At 61.9% G+C, this 18,803-nt stretch carries 11 protein-coding genes, 3 other RNA genes and 8 pseudogenes; 10 read left to right on the plus strand and 12 right to left on the minus strand.

The genetic code is table 11. From position 1 onward, the window contains the following. Window positions 1-299: 299 nt before the first annotated feature. A complete protein-coding gene (locus J5I97_RS13550) occupies window positions 300-716 on the minus strand; it encodes a MerC domain-containing protein (RefSeq protein ID WP_208587074.1) in 417 nt (138 codons plus the stop codon). A gap of 164 nt (window positions 717-880) precedes the next feature. Between J5I97_RS13550 and J5I97_RS13555 the strand changes: the two genes are divergently transcribed. After that, a complete protein-coding gene (locus tag J5I97_RS13555; protein ID WP_208587075.1) occupies window positions 881-2,947 on the plus strand; it encodes a TonB-dependent receptor in 2,067 nt (688 codons plus the stop codon). Between the two features lie 186 nt (window positions 2,948-3,133). On the opposite strand, the pseudogene J5I97_RS13560 reads toward J5I97_RS13555, so the two are convergent. Next, a pseudogene (locus J5I97_RS13560) lies at window positions 3,134-3,256 on the minus strand (IS481 family transposase); the annotation flags it as partial. Between J5I97_RS13560 and J5I97_RS13565 the strand changes: the two are divergent. The 4 genes and pseudogenes from J5I97_RS13565 to J5I97_RS13580 all read left to right on the plus strand — a co-directional run. Further along, a pseudogene (locus tag J5I97_RS13565) lies at window positions 3,255-5,148 on the plus strand (TonB-dependent receptor); the annotation flags it as partial. The pseudogenes J5I97_RS13560 and J5I97_RS13565 sit on opposite strands and share 2 nt — an antisense overlap. A 542-nt stretch (window positions 5,149-5,690) precedes the next feature. Beyond that, window positions 5,691-5,766, plus strand: a non-coding RNA gene (locus J5I97_RS13570) — sX9 sRNA. A gap of 9 nt (window positions 5,767-5,775) precedes the next feature. Then, a complete protein-coding gene (locus tag J5I97_RS13575) occupies window positions 5,776-7,575 on the plus strand; it encodes a S8 family peptidase (protein WP_430541803.1) in 1,800 nt (599 codons plus the stop codon). 1 nt (window position 7,576) lies between these two features. Then, window positions 7,577-8,446 (plus strand): annotated as a pseudogene (locus tag J5I97_RS13580) (S8 family serine peptidase); the annotation flags it as partial. Between the two features lie 428 nt (window positions 8,447-8,874). Here J5I97_RS13580 and J5I97_RS13585 read toward each other — a convergent pair. Beyond that, a non-coding RNA gene (locus J5I97_RS13585) (sX9 sRNA) lies at window positions 8,875-8,950 on the minus strand. A gap of 151 nt (window positions 8,951-9,101) precedes the next feature. Then, window positions 9,102-9,305: a hypothetical protein gene (locus J5I97_RS13590; RefSeq protein ID WP_208587078.1), complete on the minus strand. Its 204-nt coding sequence runs from the start codon at window positions 9,303-9,305 to the stop codon at window positions 9,102-9,104. Window positions 9,306-9,530: 225 nt separating this feature from the next. On the opposite strand from J5I97_RS13590, the pseudogene J5I97_RS13595 reads away from it, so the two are divergent. The 3 genes and pseudogenes from J5I97_RS13595 to J5I97_RS13605 form a co-directional block, all read left to right on the plus strand. Continuing rightward, window positions 9,531-9,765: pseudogene (locus J5I97_RS13595) on the plus strand (AraC family transcriptional regulator N-terminal domain-containing protein); the annotation flags it as partial. Between the two features lie 155 nt (window positions 9,766-9,920). Then, window positions 9,921-10,184: a hypothetical protein gene (locus J5I97_RS13600; protein WP_208587079.1), complete on the plus strand. Its 264-nt coding sequence runs from the start codon at window positions 9,921-9,923 to the stop codon at window positions 10,182-10,184. Window positions 10,185-10,426: 242 nt separating this feature from the next. Further along, window positions 10,427-11,488, plus strand: a complete 1,062-nt coding sequence (locus tag J5I97_RS13605) for a glycoside hydrolase family 5 protein (protein ID WP_208587081.1) — start codon at window positions 10,427-10,429, stop codon at window positions 11,486-11,488. Between the two features lie 562 nt (window positions 11,489-12,050). Here J5I97_RS13605 and J5I97_RS13610 read toward each other — a convergent pair. The 7 genes and pseudogenes from J5I97_RS13610 to J5I97_RS20045 form a co-directional block, all read right to left on the minus strand. Continuing rightward, window positions 12,051-12,545 carry a transcriptional repressor gene (locus tag J5I97_RS13610; RefSeq protein WP_208587083.1) on the minus strand — a complete coding sequence of 165 codons (495 nt, stop codon included), beginning with the start codon at window positions 12,543-12,545 and terminating at the stop codon, window positions 12,051-12,053. Between the two features lie 14 nt (window positions 12,546-12,559). Further along, a complete protein-coding gene (gltX, locus tag J5I97_RS13615) occupies window positions 12,560-13,963 on the minus strand; it encodes a glutamate--tRNA ligase (RefSeq protein WP_208587085.1) in 1,404 nt (467 codons plus the stop codon). Between the two features lie 68 nt (window positions 13,964-14,031). Next, on the minus strand, window positions 14,032-15,123 hold the full coding sequence (locus J5I97_RS13620; protein ID WP_208587087.1) for a DUF3616 domain-containing protein: 1,092 nt from the start codon (window positions 15,121-15,123) through the stop codon (window positions 14,032-14,034). Window positions 15,124-15,159: 36 nt separating this feature from the next. Continuing rightward, a non-coding RNA gene (locus J5I97_RS13625) (sX9 sRNA) lies at window positions 15,160-15,234 on the minus strand. A 71-nt stretch (window positions 15,235-15,305) separates the two neighbouring features. Continuing rightward, a pseudogene (locus tag J5I97_RS20625) lies at window positions 15,306-15,563 on the minus strand (nitrilase); the annotation flags it as partial. Window positions 15,564-15,843: 280 nt separating this feature from the next. Next, window positions 15,844-16,020, minus strand: a pseudogene (locus J5I97_RS20040) (GNAT family N-acetyltransferase); the annotation flags it as partial. After that, window positions 16,013-16,210 (minus strand): annotated as a pseudogene (locus J5I97_RS20045) (inner membrane CreD family protein); the annotation flags it as partial. The pseudogenes J5I97_RS20040 and J5I97_RS20045, both read right to left, overlap by 8 nt. A gap of 290 nt (window positions 16,211-16,500) precedes the next feature. Here J5I97_RS20045 and J5I97_RS13640 point away from each other — a divergent pair. Beyond that, complete coding sequence (locus tag J5I97_RS13640) at window positions 16,501-17,319, plus strand: C1 family peptidase (RefSeq protein ID WP_208587089.1); 819 nt, start codon at window positions 16,501-16,503, stop codon at window positions 17,317-17,319. A 148-nt stretch (window positions 17,320-17,467) separates the two neighbouring features. Here J5I97_RS13640 and J5I97_RS20050 read toward each other — a convergent pair. Continuing rightward, window positions 17,468-17,590: pseudogene (locus tag J5I97_RS20050) on the minus strand (ATP-binding protein); the annotation flags it as partial. Between the two features lie 42 nt (window positions 17,591-17,632). Here J5I97_RS20050 and J5I97_RS13645 point away from each other — a divergent pair. Continuing rightward, on the plus strand, window positions 17,633-18,541 hold the full coding sequence (locus tag J5I97_RS13645; RefSeq protein ID WP_208591743.1) for a 23S rRNA (adenine(2030)-N(6))-methyltransferase RlmJ: 909 nt from the start codon (window positions 17,633-17,635) through the stop codon (window positions 18,539-18,541). Window positions 18,542-18,803: the final 262 nt, after the last annotated feature.

Raw genomic sequence — 18,803 nt, forward strand, 5'->3', positions numbered from 1 at the left:
AATGTGAATACAAAATTCCCGTGCTGGCACGGGTCTGGCGAGGATTTGCGCCGGCGGCGCCCTCGCGCTAAGGCCGGCAAGCCTATCACGTCGGCCTCGGCCCGCGTAGCCTGCCTGGCCGGGGCTTGGCAGCCTTATCGAGCTCACCGCCCTCATGACGACTAGCAACACGTGGCAAGCGATCGTCAGGAAGATACGAACGGCGCACCGGAAGTCTAGAGTGCACGCGCAGTACATGCCGATTCAGGGAATCGGCCGCGATCGCCTGGCGGTGAGCGCAGTGGTGGTGTTGGTCCCTATCAGTGGGCGCAGTTGGCGTCGTGCATGTGGGCATGCCCGTGGTTCAGGCGCAGATTGACCAGATGGGCAATACCGACCAGCGCACCGCCCAGGGTCATCACCACAGCATGCGGCACCACCGAATGGTGCAACGGGTCGTACAACAGGCCAAGCCACAGCAGAGCCAGGCCCGGTAGCAGCAGCGCCAACGCATGCAGCGCCTTGTGGCGGCAATAGCCCAGCACCAGGCTGAAAAGTCCCAGCAAGGTCACGAACACCACGATCGCCAGCTCCACGCCTTCGCCCAGCCAGAACGACAGTCCCAGCGACGGCGCCAGGGCCAGGACCAACGGCAGCACAGCACAGTGCACGGCGCACAGCAGCGAACCGGTTGCGCCGAAGCGGTCGAGCAGATGGCGACGAGACGGTAGGAACATAAATTCCAGCAGATATTCGAGGCGATGTGGAATAATATAACATCTTACCAGCTTCCAGCCCCGCATTACTGCACCGCGTAGCTGCGGGCGCCGGCCGTCTGCCGGTAGCCAAAGCTGCGCCCTACTCATTGATATACGGCAACAACTACAGAGTCCGCCCCACCATGTCTCCCAGCCTCGCTTCCTCGTTCCGCCGCTCAACGCTCACGCTGGCCCTGACCAGCCTGCTGACACCCGCCCTGGCCATGGCCGGGGACGCGCCTGCAGATGCCGATCCGCAGACCCCGCCCAGCTCCGACACGCGCCATGACGCCCCCCATTCCAGCGACCGCCACATCAAGGACCTGGACAACGTGGTAGTGACCGCCAGCCCGCTGCGCGATGCGGCGGGCGAGTTGAGCCGCCCGGTCGAAGTGCTGGCCGGCGAGCGGCTGGACGAGGTGCGCAGTTCTAGCCTGGGCGAAACCGTGGCCAGCCTGCCGGGCGTGCAGAGTTCCAACTTCGGCCCCGGCGTCGGCCGGCCCATCATCCGTGGCCTGGACGGCCCGCGCGTGGCGGTGCTGCGCGACGGCCTGTCCACCCAGGACGTCTCCACGGTCAGCCAGGATCACTCGCCGGCGATCGAGCCGTTTCTGGCCAACCAGATCGAAGTGCTGAAGGGTCCGTCCACGCTGCTGTACGGCTCCGGTGCGATCGGCGGCGTGGTCAACGTGGTCGACGGACGCATCGCCGAAACGCCGGTGGACGCCTTCAGCGGCCGCGCTGAAGTGCGCTTGGACGGCGGCGACAAGGACGGCAACACCGACATGTTCCGCGTCGATGCCGGCAATGGCAGCGGGTTGTCGATCCATGCCGACGGCGTGTATCGCAACCAGAACGATTACGACACCCCGCAAGATCGCCAGGCAAACTCCTGGATCGACTCCAAGGTGGGTTCGATCGGTGCCTCGCTGTCCGGCGACTGGGGCTTTGTTGGCCTGTCGGCGTCGCGTTTCCGCGACAACTACGGCAACCCTGGCGAGCCGGGCGATCTGTCGATCGGCGAGCGCGGAGTATCGCTGAAATTGCAGCAGGACCGCTACGACCTCAAGGGCGGGCTGACCGATCCGTGGGGCGAAGGCAGCGCATTGCGTTACAGCTTCGGCCACACCGATTACGCGCACACCGAGTTCGAAGGCGAAGAAGTCGGCACGGTGTTCACCAAGCGCGCCAACGAAGGCCGCGTGGAAGCGTCCTTCGCCTTCGGTGGTGGCTGGCAGACCGCGTTCGGCCTGCAAGGTAGCGACAGCACGTTCCAGGCAGTCGGCGAAGAATCCTTCGTGCCAAAGACCGACGCTCGCTCGCTCGGCGTGTTCGGCGTTGTGCGCAACAGCTGGGACCGCGTCACTGCCGAAGTCGGCGCACGCGTGGACAAGGTCAAGTACACGACCGACATCGGTGTGGACCGCGATTTTACTCCGACCAGTTTCTCGGCCAGTGGCGGTTTTCGCTTCAACGAACAATGGCGTTTGACCGCCAATCTGGATCACGCCGAGCGCGCACCAGCCGAAGAAGAGCTGTTCGCCAACGGCCCGCATATCGCCACCCTCGCTTACGAAATCGGCGATACGGATCTAAAGACCGAAAAGGCCAACCAGGCCGAGTTAGGCTTGAACTTCCAGAACGCATGGGTGGATGCCAAGGTGGCGGCGTACTACAACCGTTACAACGACTTCGTCTACATCGTCGATACCGGCAACCAGTGGTTTAACGAGGAAGACAACGACTTCCTGCCGATCCGCCAGTGGACCCAGGCCGATGCGATCTTCCACGGTTTCGAAGGCGAAGCCACATTCCATCTGGCCGACAACGACACCGGCGCTTGGGATCTGCGCGTGTTCGGCGACACCGTGCGCGCACGCTTGAAAGACGGCGGCAACCTGCCGCGTATCGCGCCGGGCCGTTTCGGTGCGCAGATGCGTTGGAATGCCGACCAGTGGCGCGCCTCGCTCGGCGCTACCCGCACCATGCAGCAGGACAAGGTGGCAGTGAACGAAACCCCGACCGACGGCTACACCATGGTGGATGCGCACCTGGCCTACCACGTGGACCGCAGCAGCAAGGCGTGGGAAGTGTTCCTGGATGGCAACAACCTGACCAACCAGGACGCACGCGTACACACCTCCTTCCTCAAGGACGATGTGATGCTTCCCGGCCGCAGCGCCTCGTTCGGCGTGCGCATGTTCTTCTGACGGCGTCCCCTCCCCCGCCGTCATAATAAGCAAGGCCGCCTTCGGGCGGCGTCGTGCTATGCGAGATGAAAGCGACTGACAAATCACTTGTGCAGCCGTTGTTCGGAAGCGGCGGCTACCACGCGTCCATTTCGGTTCTGAGCACCCCATTCGCGCGCGCACCACAACTGCCCGCTACGTGTTCAGTCACGGCATCAGATAGATCGGATCCACCTTGAACCGCTCGGGTCCGGATGTCCACTGCTTGCAGATGAATTCGTACGGTGTCAGCCCCTTCAGGGCCTTGAGCCTGCGAGCGAAGCTGTAGGCGGTGCCGCAGAGCACCGCAGACCTGTTGAAGATCGTGCCGGGCGTATGGGCCGAGCCCAGCGGCGGCGGTACCGGCGCCAACATTTTCATTCGCGGCATGCCGTCCGAAGGCGACGCGCCATTCGCGACCATGCAGCTGGATGGTTCGCCGTTATTCCCGCCACCAACCTTGTCGTTTCTTGAGAATTCCACCCTGTTTCGCGTCGATGACACGGTCGAGCGCATGGAAGTGTTGCGCGGCGGTTCCAGCCCGATCTTCTCCAACGGGCAGCCGGGCTTGACGGTCAATTTCATCCAGAACAACGGCCAGGACAAGCCCGAAGAAAGCATGCGCCTGACCGGTGGCAATAACGCTCTACGCCGCATCGATATATTCAACACTGGGCCGATGGGCCATGACTGGTACTACAGCGCGGGTGGTTTCTTCCGGGAGACCGATGGCGTGCACGACCCGCAGTTTTCTGCAGACAAGGCCGGCCAGTTCAGTGCCACCCTGAGCAAGCGCTGGGACAGCGGCGAATTGTCGTTTTACGTGCGTCACACCGACGACGACGACGCGTTCTATTCGGCGGCGAACTGAACTGGGAAACCGGGCACTGGACCATCGCCGACCGCGTCAACGTCATGAGCGGCAGCGCGCCGACCTACGCCCTCCCCGTCCACCAGCGATGCGTCACAGCGCTTGAGTGACTTCATCGCTAGCTATGGCACTACCGGTAGCGGCAGCTTTACCAACGGCGGCGGCGCGGTGGATCCAAATCAGCAGGTGCTCGAAGCCGGCTGGTGGTCGTTGGACAAGCGCTTGAATTGCTTCACCAACGACCTGCGCTTGAGGCGCGAACTCTTCGCCGGCAACACGCTGACCGTGGGCGCGTACTACGCCAAGTATTCCTCGACCGACATCTGGTACCTGGGCAACACCATGTTGCTCACTGCGCAGAACAACGCGCGGCGTATCGATGTGGCGCTGGACAATGGTCAACAGGCAACGCGCCAGGGCTTCACCAGCACTGCGTTCTTGAACTTGCGTGCGAAGTACGACGGCCAGAACATCGCCGCCTTCGTTGCCGACGAGTGGGAACCTGCGCTGTACGACAACGCCACCTCGGTGGCACTGGCGACGACGCGTCGTCTCGATCAGGACGATGAGGCTTTTTCGTGGACTGCGGCTCTGAATTACACCCTTGACGATCACAACAGTCTGTTCGCACGTGCCAACTCCGGCGTAAAGTTCCCCGGCTTCGACAACCTGCGCGATGGACAGGATCGGGTACAGGAAGTGGATCAATAAGAACTTGGCCTCAAGTCCGGCGCCAACAGTCATGACCTGTCTCTGACTGCGTTCTACAACACCTTCGAAAACTCGCCGTTTCATGCATTTCTGTCCGACGGCACCAGCTTCACTACGGTCGGCGATTCGCGCGCCTATGGCATCGAAGTAGAAGGTGCGATCCGTCGGTTCGGCGGCTTCGAGCTGGCCGGCACCGGCGTGTGGCTGGATGCCAAGTACCGCAACTACGACGAATTTACCGGCAATCAGTTAATGCGCCAACCCAAGCGCCAGTTCCGCATCACGCCCAGCTATTACTGGATGTTGCCGTTCGGCGAACTCAAATTGTTCGCTACCTATTCTTACATCTTCGTACATCGGCGACCGCTTCGCGGACCTGGCCAATAGCCAGCGCTTGCCCTCCTACGACATGGTGGATATTAGCGCCAACCTGCACATGGGCGAGCATTGGGGAGCAACCGCCAGCGGTAGCAATGTCACCGATACGCTCGGATTGACCGAAGGCAACGTGCGCGTGCCCGGTGCTGCGACCGGCGACGTGTTCATGGGCAGGCCGATCGCAGGGCGGCAGTATCAAATGTCAGTAGCGTATCGCTGGTAGGTCTACAGAAGTCTGGTCCGCGTGGCAGCGGTGAGTGCTGCGCCGGCCTTGCAGAACTTGCCCCCCCTGCGTTGCCTCGTTGCGACGCTGCCCAGACGCGACGCCAACCAGTCGCCAGCAACTTTACACCGTTGTAGAAAAGTGGTCTTCGCGCTACGCACGCAATGGGCGCAGCAGACATCATATGTCTTGCAAGCCGACTCGCACGCGAAGCAGATCGACGTATTGCAATGCGTTGTATTGATCACTATCAATGGCATTACGAAGTATCGCTGCCAGTTTCATACCGAAAAATTCGCATGTAGCGCGCAACGTATCATGCCAGCCATAAACTGCGCAGCGTGTCGCGCAGATGCCACACATCGCATGCCTTGCAGGCAGAGATTGCCTACTCTATTAATCAAGGCGTTGCCAATACAGACCCAGCATCGAGAGCTGTGTCGCTTCGACCGTACCGATTCTTTGACTGGAGTTAAATAAGAGCGGCTAACAAAACGACTGCGCTCACCGCCACGCTGGCGCAGCCGGTGCTCGAAATCGGCATGTACCACGTGCACTTTGCGGTTGCTCTGCACCGTCCGCACCCACCTGGCGACCGATTGCTACGTTTTGTTAGCCACTCTAAAAATGAACTCTTTTCTCAGGCGACCTCTCGCCCTGTTGATCGGCGCCCTCCTGATCGGCAGCGCGCCACCCTCGGCGCTGGCCGCAGCACCGGTGACGGCTACGGCTGTCAATGCCAACTCCAGCTCCAACTCCAACGATCCATTGCTGCGCTACCAATGGCATCTGCTCAATCAGGGACAGGCAGTGATCGGCGACAGCCGCCCGGTGCCTGGCGTCGATATGGATGTGGAAATCCTGCACGCCTTGAACATCCGCGGCCGCGGCGTGCGGGTCGGCGTGGTAGATAACGGATTGGAGCTGGGTCACGAAGATCTGTCCGACAACATCCTGCCCAACGGCTCGCACAACTTCGGCGATGGATCGCACGACACCACGCCTATCGACCCTGATAATGGCCACGGCACCGCTGTCGCCGGCATCATCGGTGCGGTCGGCTGGAACGGCCGCGGTGGGCGCGGCGTGGCGCCGGAAGTACTGCTGGCAGGATTCGATTTCCTTGCACGCGCTTCGTCCAATAACGACGCAAGCGTCCGGTATGCGTGGGGTGATGGGCCAGAGGCACGCAATATCGATGTATTCAACAATAGCTGGGGGACGGTTGCAACCGTTTATTTAGACATCTCCGATGAGGAACGTCGCGCATGGGAAACCTTGATGCGCTCGACGCGCAGCGGTCTTGGCGGCATTTACATCAAGTCGGCGGGCAATAAATTCAGGGACCTGAGCGTAGTAGACGAAAACGGAAATATCGTCAACCTCTGTAGCGAACTATCGCGCACACTGAACGTCGGCTGCATATTGGCTAACGTCGACCCGTTAACAAATCTGCCCGGCACCATTGTTGTGGCCAGCGTCAATGCCAAGGGCGAGCACGCTTCGTATTCCTCGTCAGGCTCTGCCTTGTGGGTCTCCGGTCTTGGCGGTGAATTCGGTTATCAACGCAAGTTCTCTCCCGATGCGGCGTCCAGTCTTCCGCCGGAGTTCGCACCATTCGCTTACGACCCGGCCATCGTCACCACCGACCTCAGCGGCTGCGCCGCAGGCGACAACGCGGACGATCCCACCACGGTCGACAATGCCTTGGACGGCAGCAAGTCCAAGATCGACCCATCGTGCAACTACAGCGCCACCATGAACGGCACCTCGGCCTCCGTGCCCACCGTCTCCGGCGTCGCTGCGCTGATCCTCAGCGCCAATTCCAGCCTGAGCGCGCGTGACGTCAAATACATTCTTGCGACAACTGCGCGCCAGATCGACCCGTGGCAACCGCCTGTGGTCTATCAGGGCAGCGTGATCGATCCGGGATGGATCACCAACGCGGCAGGACATCGCTTCAGCAACTGGTACGGCTTCGGTTTGGCCGATGCAGCTGCGGCTGTCTACAAGGCGAGCCACTTCACACCGCTGCCGCCTGTACGCGACACGCAGTGGGTGAGCTCCACCGATGCGGCCAGCCAGATCGGTGGGCCGGCGCGGCCGGGGAAACTGCGCATCCGTATCCAGCAGGCGATGAAGGTCGAAGCGGTACAACTATCGCTGCATTCCGCGCACAAGACACCCTCCAACCTGCGGGTGGTTCTGGTGTCGCCGAGCGGGACACGCAGCGTAGTCGCCACGCCCTTCTCCGCATTGGATCCGGCCCCCTATGCAAAGACCGGCTTCTACATCGACCTCACTTCCAGCAATGCGTTTCTGGATGAGGCATCACGCGGGGTCTGGACCTTGGAAGTCACCGACATGAGCGAGCCCAGGACCACCGTTGCACTCAACGCCTTCAAACTTCGCATCCTGGGGCACTGACATGAAACCGATGATCGTTGCTTGTGTACTGACGCTTTCCATCGCCTCCATCGGTGCCGCGCATGCATCCCAATACATGGATGCCCAAGCCCTGCAAACGGCAGCCACGGGCGAGCGCTTTCAATCCGGCCCGGACATGTTCCGCATGCTGCCCGGCACGGTCGTGACCGAGAACCTGCAGCTGGACGCTGCAACAACAGCGCATGGATCGGCTGGCGGTGCGCATGCACGGATGGCGAGCGCATTCCCCAATGGCAAGGTTGCCGCCCGCATCAACGGCCTGGAGATCGCGCACGAGGATCTTGTCGACAACATCGTCGCCGGCGGGTCGCATAACTTCTTGAAGGACTCCAACAACCCCACCCCGCCTGCGGACGAGATCGACAGCAACCACGGCACTGCGGTCGCCGGCATTATCGCCGAGCGCGGATGGAACAACATTGGCGGGCGCGGTGTTGCGCCGGACGCCGGCCTGGCCGGCTTCAACGCGATCGCTGAAACCGATGGCAGCAAGCAATACGTCGATATTCGCTACGCGTGGGGCGATGGGCACGAGGGGCGTCGCATGGACGTGTTCAACAACAGCTTCGGCGTCTCCGCGCCGTCCTATCCATTCAGCGACACCAACGAACAACGCTCGCTTGAAACGCTGATGCAGGCCCAGCGGGGCGGCAAAGGTGGCATCTACGTCAAGTCGGCAGGCAACGATTTCAATACGCTGATCGATGTGGATGCGCAGGGCAAACTGATCGACCGCTGCGCCGACCGGACGCGGCAGCTCGGGGTTGGTTGCAGCAGTGCGAATATCGACTACATCAACAGTTTGACGACCATGATCGTCGTCGGTGCCGTCAATGCCGACGGGGTTCGGTGGCCACTGCATTGGACACCTGCAAACAATTGCAGAGCAGCAAGGGCGTGGGTGCGATCATGCCCGAGGTGATTCAACGGGCTGCGCAGCTGTTGTGACGCTACTGCTGTGTTGCGGCTGTTGTGTTGCAAGGTGCGCTTGCAGCGCTTCATGAACAGCGTTTCAGTAGCGGCGACACCAACTTCAGACTTGTCCCCGGCGCCAGAATTCAACGGCCAGGCACAGGCCGGCCAGCGCAACGACCCGCCCGCTGCGCGCCGCGCTGGCGCTGCGGGCAATGTCGGGATGCCGACAGGCGTGAACCCGATGTCATCACGCTTGGCCGGGCAGCGCGCAGCACCAGCACCAGCACCGTCCCTGCAGGCGGTGGCGATAAGCCCACGTTGATGGTGACGGTCAATCAAGACGTAATCGTGCCCGCTTGGAGTGGCTAACAAAGCGTAGCGAGCAGTCGCCAAATGGGTGCGGACGGCGCGCAGGAACCGCAGTGTACGCGTGGTACATGCCGATTCCGATCACCGGCCGCGCCCGCGTGGCGGTGAGCGCAGTCGTTTTGTTAGCCACTCTTAGGCGCGAACGCGCGGCCAAGCTGGACGATGCCGTACGCTGCGTCGTTGGCCAGCGAAGCCCTTAAGGCGATCGCCACGCTGGCGGATTAGCTTCCTGCGCGCTGTAACCGCTTATTCAGGCTGCGCCGCTGCGCTTCGCTCAGCAGATGTCCATGCGTGGTCAACACCTCCAGAATCTGCTGATGCGCTCGTGCCGTGCGCCGAGCGAGCTCTACCTTGGCGGCGGCTTCGATCGTCTTCCAGTCGGCCGGGCTTGTCGGTGTTGGGATGGTCGAACGTTTTGCGGGCATGGTGCGGCGCAGGCGCTGGAGTGGACATCCATGATACCGGCAGTGTGTGAGCGTTCTCACCAGCGCCGGTTGCGCTTGTGCCTGCGCGCTGGGCGCGGCCACATCCGCTGGCGCCCTCGGTTGTGATCCACCGCCACGTTGCGGCCTATGCCTGCCACATGACAGACGCTCTTGCACGATCAACGGCATCGCGGCCCGCCGCCTTGTGACACTGCCGGGCTCCGCATGTCATCGCCGACCGAACTGACCGCCCTCCTGCTGCGCGGCGCGCCTGCCGACGGCACGCACGCCACCCAGATCGCCGGGCGGCAGATCATGCGCAGTGCTTCGCCCACGGTGGCCACTCCACATTCTCTGTGTCTGGTGGCGCAAGGCCGCAAACAGGAGATGCTGGGCACACAGGGGTACTCCTACCGCCCGCAGCTATCTGGCGGCCTCGGTAGATCTGCCGATCGTCGGCTTGTACTGGCAGCTTCACCCAATGGCTGCGTCTGAATAAAAACGCGGCTTTCTTGGCGAATTCGGCATCGCCAACAACCCCATCTGCAAGCCCACGCTCAACGACATGCCGGCATCTATGGACTCCAACAGTGACGCGTGGGTGGGCTGGACTGCATGGGCAGCGGACAGATGGTGAAACGACAGGTACCACTCGATCTGCATCCCACTGCGAACGGACGTGAACGGCTTCAGCTATCTATCTCGCAAGCCCATGCAGAACGTATGGCTCATCAATGCTGCAGTGCAGTGCTGTTTGCAAGCGAACTGGAGCTGAGAAGTACAGGCATGGGACGGCGCCGATGGATTGACGCCGATCTATTGACATTTGGTACATCTGCAGGATGGAAATTCGACATTCAGCTGCTGGAATTGACGTGATTGCTCGTGCGCAGCGCATCTGCGCTGCAATGAGCTGGCTGCATTTTTTAATTAAAATGTAAATTACATCTAAGTGAAAAAAGATTTGGCGCACACTTCGGCAAATACGCCACCTTCACACCCGACAATGTTCGAAAAAAGGCATGGCGGGTGCAAGGGGTAGGGCGGATGCAGCGCATTCGGCGCACATCGCAGCCAGCAGGTTGCGACGCATCCTCCCATTTACTCGAAGGAGGTGCTTTATGTTTACTGCATCGTTCTCTTTACGACACGCTGTAGTTTGTGCCCTGTTCTTTATCTTGCTGAGCATATCGCCGCTTAGCCACGCCCAGACGCGCGCACTCACGTATGCCGGGGTCAATCTCGCTGGCGCCGAATTCGCATCTGCCAAAAAGCCGGGAATCCTCAACAAGGACTATATGTACCCGGCTGCCAGTGATTACACCTATTTCGCCAGCGTCAATATGAATACGATCCGTTTGCCGATTTTGTGGGAACGCCTGCAACCCACCGCACGCGGCAAACTGGATCCGGCGCAATTGGCGCTAGTGCAACAAGCGGTGGCACGTGCCAAGGCATCGGGCATGTATCTGGTGCTGGACATCCACAATTACGGCAAATACTACGGTTACAAGATTGGCAGCGACGAAGTGCCGCTCGCCACGTTCACCGATTTATGGCGCCGTCTTGCGCTGGAATTCCCTAGCGATAATGCAGTGATCTTCGGGCTGATGAACGAGCCCAATGGCGTATCTGCCAGCGGGTGGGCCGGTGCTGCACAAGCAGCGATCGACACCATCCGCGCCACCGGTGCCAATAATCTGATTCTGGTGCCCGGCGCGCTGTGGACAGGCGCGCACAGTTGGTATTCCACCACCACCGACGGCTATTCCAACGCAACGGCGCTGGCGTCCATTTATGACCCGCTCGATCATTACGCGATCGAAGTGCATCAGTATCTGGATGCCAATTCCAGCGGCACCACCAATGTCTGCGTCAGTGCCACCGTCGGTGCCGATCGTCTGCGCACCTTCACCACGTGGCTGCGTACCAATCACAAACGTGGCTTCCTGGGCGAGTTCGGCACTGCCAACAACGCGCTATGCGATAAAGCGCTGCAAACCCTGCTTGGCTATATAGAAAAAAACGCCGATGTCTGGCTGGGCTGGACGTGGTGGGTGGCCGGCTCTTGGTGGAACAGCAGTTACCAGTACAGCGTGCATCCCAACAAGGACGGCACCGACAAGCCGCAGATAGCGATTCTGTCGCCGCAGGCGGCACGCGCGACCAGCGCCACGCCTTGAAGTGATGCGCTGATATTTATGCAGTACGCAACGCTGATGTCAGTATTTGGGCCGCCGCAAGGCGGTCCGACATTTTTAGAGCGGCCAACAAAACGATTGCGCAGCAACCAGGCAATCGCCTGCGAGGCGGTGCAATCAGGCCAGCGACTGCTTGCCCTCCTGCGCCGTGACATCTGCGCGCTGTTTTCCGCTCACCGCGCACGCCCGATTGCATGACCTCCGATCACCCCACCGCCAGTTTGCATATCTGTCTCATGCCTCACCAACGACGCAAGGCCTGATGGCCACGCGCGATGTGCCGGATGGCCACGGTGCGCTAGTGCGGGGTTCACTTGAATTTTCCGAGGCCAACACGCTGGCAAACGGATGCACGGAGATCGATCAGGCCAGTTGCCTGATCGGTATGGGCTAGGTTATTTCCCGCGCGCGAGGGTGTTGACCATCAACACGGGCAAGCGCATCGCACTAACAGCAATGCCACAGGAGCCGACCAAGGCGGCTGATCGCTGGCGACAGCAACGTCGTGCAATGCAATTGGACTCTCTGGCTGCCTGGTACGCGGCTACTCCGCCACCGCACACTTCGCGCACAACCCGTGCACTTCCAGCGTCTGCGCCTGTGGTTGGAAACCCAACGCCTTGGCGCGGGCTTCGAGTTGCGACACTACGTCGCGATCCTCAAGTTCCACTGCGCTATGGCAGCGGTCGCAGATCAGAAACGGCACCGAGTGCTGCGCGCTGTTTGGGTGGTGGCAGGCGACGAAGGCGTTGACCGATTCGAGCTTGTGCACGAATCCGTTGGCCATCAAAAAATCCAGCGCGCGGTACACCGTGGGCGGAGCGTCGGCACCGACGCCCTTGCCTTCGCGCACCCAGTTCAGCAGCTCGTAGGCCTTGACCGGCTTGCCGGCATCGGCGATCAGCCGCAGCACGTTGGCGCGGATCGGGGTAAGCCGCAGACCGCGCTCGCTGCACGCGCGCTCCACTGCGCGCACGAAGCCGTTGGCGTCGTCGACGTGGTGATGCGGTGCCGTGCAGGCGTGTTGGTTGCTTTTCATCACAGACTCCAGCGTCAGGCCGCTCCTATCTTGATGAGTGCCGCATCGATGCGTTTCAAGGCGCACTCGCGTCCGGCCAAGTACACCGTCTGCGAAATGTCCGGGCTGACCTGGGTGCCGGTGATGGCCACGCGCAGCGGCTGGGCGACCTTGCCCATGCCCAGCTCCAGCGCGACCGCGGCGTCGTGCAGTGCAGCCGACACACTCTCCACGCTCCACTCGCTCACGCCTGCCAGCAGTTCTCGCGCTTTGCCAAGCGGCACCTCGGCGCCCAGCTTGAGGTGCTTCATCACCGCCGCTTCGTCGTAAGTTTCCAGCGGCTGATACCAGACCACGGCTTTTTCGGCCATTTCCTTCAAGGTCTGCACGCGCTCGCGCAGCGCCACCACCACATCGATGGCGGCCGGGCCGGCGGCGACGTCGATGCCGCGCTTGGCAAGCTGGTATTCCAGCTGCGGAGCGATGCTGGCCGGGTCGTCGGTCTTCAGATAGTGCTGATTGACCCATCCAAGCTTGGCCATATCCAGGCGCGCGGCCTTGGAATTGACGTCCTTGACGTCGAACAGGTCGAGCAATTCCTGCTGAGTGAATAATTCCTGGTCGCCATGCGACCAACCCAGGCGGACCAGGTAATTGATCAGCGCATGCGGCAGATAGCCGGCGTCCTTGTACTGCATCACATCGGCCGCGCCGGTGCGCTTGGACAGCTTGGCGCCCTGCTCGTCCAGAATCATCGGCATGTGCGCGAACTTAGGCACCGGCGCGCCCAGCGCTTCATAGATATTGATCTGGCGCGGAGTATTGTTGATGTGGTCGTCGCCGCGGATCACCTCGGTGATGCCCATGTCCCAATCGTCCACCACCACCGCGAAGTTGTAGGTGGGGAAGCCGTCCGGGCGGAAGATCACCATATCGTCGAGCTCGCTGTTGGCGATCTCGATACGGCCCTTGATCAGATCGTCGAACGCCACCGTGCCGCCGATCGGATTCTTGAAACGGATGACACGATTGGGGTCATCACGATACGGCAGGTGCTGCTCGCGCGCGGCGCCGTTGTAGCGCGGCTTTTCCTGTTTGTCCATCGCAGTTTCACGCATGGCGTCGAGTTCTTCGCGGGTTTCGTAGGCGTAATACGCCTTGCCCTGCGCCAATAGCTGCTCGGCGACCTCTTGATAACGGGCGACGCGCTGGGTCTGGTAGATTGGGCCTTCGTCGTAACCCAGGCCCAGCCAGTCCATTGCCTCCAAGATGGCGTCGATCGCCTCTTGGGTGCTTCGCTCACGGTCGGTGTCTTCGATGCGCAGCACGAACTGTCCGCCGCGGTGGCGTGCCTCCAGCCAGCAATACAGGGCGGTGCGGGCGCCGCCGATGTGCAGGTAACCGGTGGGACTGGGGGCAAAACGGGTGCGGCAGATCATGGCGCGCTCGGAGGAACGGGAATCAGCGGATTTTACCTTGCGCAGCTCAGACCTGCCCTGCCCGCGGCTCAGCGATTGCGCAACAGGTCGCCGTAGACCACGCAATCGCCGCCGCTGCGTGCGGGGCCTGGTGCGTCATACAGCACCAGCCAGGCGGGCGTGCTGCCGGCCAGATGTTTTGGCAGATTGCAGATCGCCTCGGCGCGGTCGCTGTCCTTGCCATGCGGCAGCACCGCCGATTTCAACAGCTCGTGCTGGAAGCGCACCGGCGCGCGGTTGGCGGCCAGCACTGCACGCGCATCCGGCCACTTGAACAGGCCGATCTCGCCATTGAGCACCATGGTCGGCCCGGCCAGCACATACAGGTCATCGCCGGAGTAATGCAGGTCGCGCACGCCCAGCCCGCCCAATTGCAGGAAGTGCTTGCGCAGCAGCGTGCCTTCTTCGTCCAGTGGCGCCATGCGCAGATGGTCGCCATGCGCTTCCACCTGGATCTCCAGCAGCGCCGACCAGCCCCGCAGCACTGGTCCGCGCAGGCCGAGCAGCAAGCGCTGGCCGTCCACAACGATGCCTTCGATGTCCAAGCCATTGTCCTTGCCAGGGATCTTCAGGAACGGGCCGAAATGCGGGTCGTCGGCCAGCAGGTCGGTGAGCTGGTTATGCTTGGCGTCGCCCTTGAGCCGCAGCGCGCGGCGGCCATCGGCAGCTTCGCGCACCAGTCGCGGAGCGCCATCGGCATCGCGCTCGATCGGCAGGCAGGCCAGCAGGCAGCGGTTGGCGTCGAGTTTGAGCCTGCTCAGGCGCTTGGCGTTGTCGGCATCGTTGCGGCCACGCTTGGCATTCTTGCGCTTGGAGCCATGCGAGCCGACGACCCACAGGTACCCATCCGACAAACCCATGCCTTCCAGGTCCGCTTCATCGGCGGCCTCGCCCGGCAGATCCAGCAACTCGGCCAACGGAAAGCTCCGACCTTCGCCGAAACGCAACGTCTCGCGCTGGGTCGAATCGAGCTTGCGCAGACGGTCCACTGCGCAGGCTTCATCGCCAGCCACCCACAACCAGTCGTCGGTGAACGCGGCGCCGGACAGATTGCTGTGCACCAGCGCACCGGGCGCAAATTCGAGACGGACACTGTGCGGAATCAGGGTTTTCTTGGCCATGGGAACCTGGTGGGTGGTGTTGCTGGGGCTGAGAGTGGCTAACAAAGCATCGCGAGCACTTGTCAGGGAATGCGGACGGCGCGGAGGAACCGGGGTGTACGCGTGGTATATGCCGCACCGAGCACCGACCGCGTGCCTGACGTGAGCGCAGTCGTTTTGTCAGCCGCGCTCCATCCATCGGACGCAGCCAGCTTGACACCTGTCACGCCAGCGACCAACTGCACGGACCAATCGCGGTCGTTGGCGACCTGCGCATACGCGCAGCTGGCTTCGAATGCACCGAAGTACAGCAGGGCCCACACCATGTCGCCCTGCGTCTGCGCCAGCAGGCCATCGGCCGGGAAACCGACATCCATCGGCGCCAACACCGCCGCTTCGTAGGTATTGAAGTCCAGCGCCGGGCTCCACGGCGCCTCGCCGGCGTCGACCGATTGCGCTATGCGTGTCAAACGTCGCGCCCAGTTCCGGCGACAGATATTCCGGCAGCATCAGCACGCGTGCGCTGACAGCAGCTTCACCGACCACGGCGGATTGGCGCGCGGCGAAATCGGCAGGTTTGCCGATCGGATATTTGGCGACTGCGACCTTCATTTGTGGGCCCTGCTGCGGTTGATCGAATGAAGTGGGAAACGGCGATGTAGTCGCCAGTAGTCACCGCGACAGCACGCGCGTCCAGACGTTCAAGCTGTGGTCGATTTCGCCGCGTTGCAACTCCACCTACGCCAGCGCCACGCGCATCCCCGGTGCGGTGTATCACTGCATTTGCGCCAGAACGCATCGCCAGGCCGGTAGTCGGACGGTTTGCGCGGATCGTTCCGCACGTTCCACCGAACAAAATGCAGTCGGTGCGCATCGGCGCAGCGCGCGTGCATGCGCTTGGCGCTGGTCGAAAAAAGAACTGCACGCCGATACACGCAGCGGCCGACAACAGATACGCCTGCCAGAACGCGATGTGCCCGGAAAGACTCAGCAGCAGCAGGAAGAGGATCGCCAACGCCAGGCCCGCTAGCAGGTAGTGCAACGGGTGGATCGGCAAGCGCTTGAACAACACCAACGCTACGAACGCCACGAAGCGCAGCGCCAGAAACTGGGAGGTGGCCAAGCTGCGATGCGCAGGTGTCCAGGGTTTGAGGCGAATTTGAAGCGACTGCGAAGTGGCCTATCCACCAAAGCGTGATGGTGATGCTCAGCGCCAGAGGCGAACGCTAGAATTGCAACCCATGCACATGGGCAGTTTCTGTTTTGCACCCTCCGCTTCGCAGTGGAGAAACCCCCGCTGAGTGGCTTGGTGGAAGGATGCAGCGCAGGTAGAACAAGAGAATATGTGTGTGCGCTGCCTGCCCCACCCCACTAAATTTCATAAGGACTTCCGTTGTGATGATCGAGCAACGTTTATTTGCCACCTGTCTCGTCGCTGTTCTTGGGCTTTCTGTCAACGTCGCTGCGCAGGCCGCAGTACATGGCATGGGTCTCAAGCCGTCATCGATGAGACAGCCGGTCACCGCGGTATTCGGCACCGAAAGTACCGACCCCAAGCCGCTACCGGCAAAGATAGACCTCACTGAGTGGGCAATCGAACCCGGCGACCAGAAAAATGTGGACGCATGCGTGTCCTGGGCAACCGCCCACACCTTGACCGGCTGGTATGCGAAAGCCGGCAAGCAGGCCCAGACGCAGTTCGCGCCGATGTATCTCTACAGCCAGATCAATGGCGGTGTCGATGGAGGCTCAACGATGGAAGCGCCGCTGGACATCGCCTTGGCCCAGGGCATCGACACGGCACAGCATTATTCGTGGGGCGATTACAACTGGAAGAACAAGCCCACTGCGGCAGACCGTGCCAACGCCGCAAAGCATCCCACTAGCTATCAGAAGTACACGGTGCTTTACTCCGGCGCTGGCAATGCAGGAAAACCGTTGATCGATCAAGTAAAGCGCGCGCTCGCCACTGCTACGCCGGTCGCAATTGGTTTTGCAGTCCGCCAGGGCTTTGAAGACCTGAGTCCGACCAACCAGGTTGATCGCGACACGACTAGCAGGCTGAGGGGCTACCACGCAGTCATTGCGCTGGGCTACGACAGAGAAGGCTTGCTGATCGAAAACAGCTGGGGCACCGAATGGGGCAACAAGGGCTACGGCAAACTGGCGTGGTCGGTGGTCGCAAAAGATGTGATCGTAGCGCTCGTGGTTCACTGACGCATTCCATTCCAGTCGCGACGCGAGCCGTCGCGACTGCGATACCGCATGCGCGATTGAATGCATGCCACACAACCGGTGTCGCCGCAGATCTATACCATCATCGAGTAACAGCACTGCAACGCGAAACGATGAGCCCGCAGTCCGATCAGGCAATCGACAGCTGGAACACGGCCGTCGCACCGCCGCCCTGACGATTCCCCAGCGTAAGCTCACCTTGGTGCAGACGCGCGACCTCGCGTACCAACGGCAGACCGAGCCCGGAGCTGCGTCAGCCGATCTCAAACCGGGCGACACGCTCTACACTGCCGCGATGAACTATCGCCACGCCTTTCATGCCGGCAACCATGCCGACGTGCTCAAGCACATCGCCTTGCTGGCGCTGATCGACACCCTCAAGCGCAAGAACTCGCCGTTCTTCGTGCTCGACACTCACGCCGGACGCGGCCGCTACCAGCTCGGTGGCGAAGAAAGCCGCAAGACCAACGAGGCCGATGCCGGGGTGATGCGGTTGATGGCCGAATCGACCTTGCCGGAAGTGGTCGAGCGCTATCTGCGCGCGGTGCAGGCAGACAACCAGACCGTCGCCCGCCCACCCACGCCCGGACAAAAACCGGCCCGCCCCACTGCCGGCATCCAGATCAATCACTACCCAGGCTCGCCGCTGCTGGCGGCGCAAGCGCTGCGCGAACAGGACCGCATGGCCTTTTGCGAATTGCAGCCGGACGAAGCCGAGGCGCTGAAACGCCTGTTCGCCACCGACAGCCGCGTACGCGTACATGCCGGCGACGGCTATGCGGCGATCCGGGCGTTCCTGCCGCCGCGTGCCGGCGAGACCAAGATCGGCCGCGGGCTGGTGCTGATCGACCCACCGTACGAATCGCAGCAGGCCGAATACCCGCAGGTCATCCATAGCGTGCGCGAAGCGCTGGCGCGCTGGCCGCAGGCGATCTGCATGGTGTGGTACCCGATCAAGCTGCGCCGCAGCCTGCAGCCGTTTATGCGCAAGGCCGCCACGCTGCCGGCCAAGTCGGTGCTGGTGGCCGAGTTGCAGGTGCGCCCGGACGACTCGCCGTTGCGCCTGACCGGCAGCGGCCTGCTGCTCGTCAATGCACCGTGGCAGTTCGACCAGGTGCTGGCGCCAGCCCTTCCGGCGCTCAAAAAGCATCTCGGCGAGCCAGGTGCTGCGACCCGGCTGGAATGGTTGCGCCAAGATGCTTGAAGCGACACAACCTTCCGGGCTGATGGCTGATGGCTGATGGCTGATGGCGGCACTGGAGGCAGAGGCGGCAAGGCATTCGCGGCGCCACCGCGGTGTGCGCATCACTAGCGCACGGCGGTGGCGCCTTACTAGCAACTGACACTCAGCCAATTCCGACGAGCCTACGCGCTCGATAAGCGGGATCGTTTGTTTCCCTTACCTACGACGGGTTGGCCGCGCCGCCAACGCTCACCAAACCAGTGCGGTTCGCTCAGCGACGGGC

Origin of the sequence: Xanthomonas fragariae (genome assembly GCF_017603965.1) — a bacterium.
Lineage (GTDB): Bacteria > Pseudomonadota > Gammaproteobacteria > Xanthomonadales > Xanthomonadaceae > Xanthomonas > Xanthomonas fragariae_A.

Coding starts and splice junctions, on each gene's coding strand:
- J5I97_RS13590 (WP_208587078.1), bottom strand. CDS start 9,305: ATGCCCGCAAAACGTTCGACCATCCCAACACCGACAAGCCCGGCCGAC.
- J5I97_RS13575 (WP_430541803.1), top strand. CDS start 5,776: ATGAACTCTTTTCTCAGGCGACCTCTCGCCCTGTTGATCGGCGCCCTC.
- J5I97_RS13640 (WP_208587089.1), top strand. CDS start 16,501: ATGATCGAGCAACGTTTATTTGCCACCTGTCTCGTCGCTGTTCTTGGG.
- J5I97_RS13605 (WP_208587081.1), top strand. CDS start 10,427: ATGTTTACTGCATCGTTCTCTTTACGACACGCTGTAGTTTGTGCCCTG.
- J5I97_RS13610 (WP_208587083.1), bottom strand. CDS start 12,545: ATGAAAAGCAACCAACACGCCTGCACGGCACCGCATCACCACGTCGAC.
- J5I97_RS13620 (WP_208587087.1), bottom strand. CDS start 15,123: ATGGCCAAGAAAACCCTGATTCCGCACAGTGTCCGTCTCGAATTTGCG.
- gltX (WP_208587085.1), bottom strand. CDS start 13,963: ATGATCTGCCGCACCCGTTTTGCCCCCAGTCCCACCGGTTACCTGCAC.
- J5I97_RS13645 (WP_208591743.1), top strand. CDS start 17,633: ATGAACTATCGCCACGCCTTTCATGCCGGCAACCATGCCGACGTGCTC.
- J5I97_RS13600 (WP_208587079.1), top strand. CDS start 9,921: ATGGGCAGCGGACAGATGGTGAAACGACAGGTACCACTCGATCTGCAT.
- J5I97_RS13550 (WP_208587074.1), bottom strand. CDS start 716: ATGTTCCTACCGTCTCGTCGCCATCTGCTCGACCGCTTCGGCGCAACC.
- J5I97_RS13555 (WP_208587075.1), top strand. CDS start 881: ATGTCTCCCAGCCTCGCTTCCTCGTTCCGCCGCTCAACGCTCACGCTG.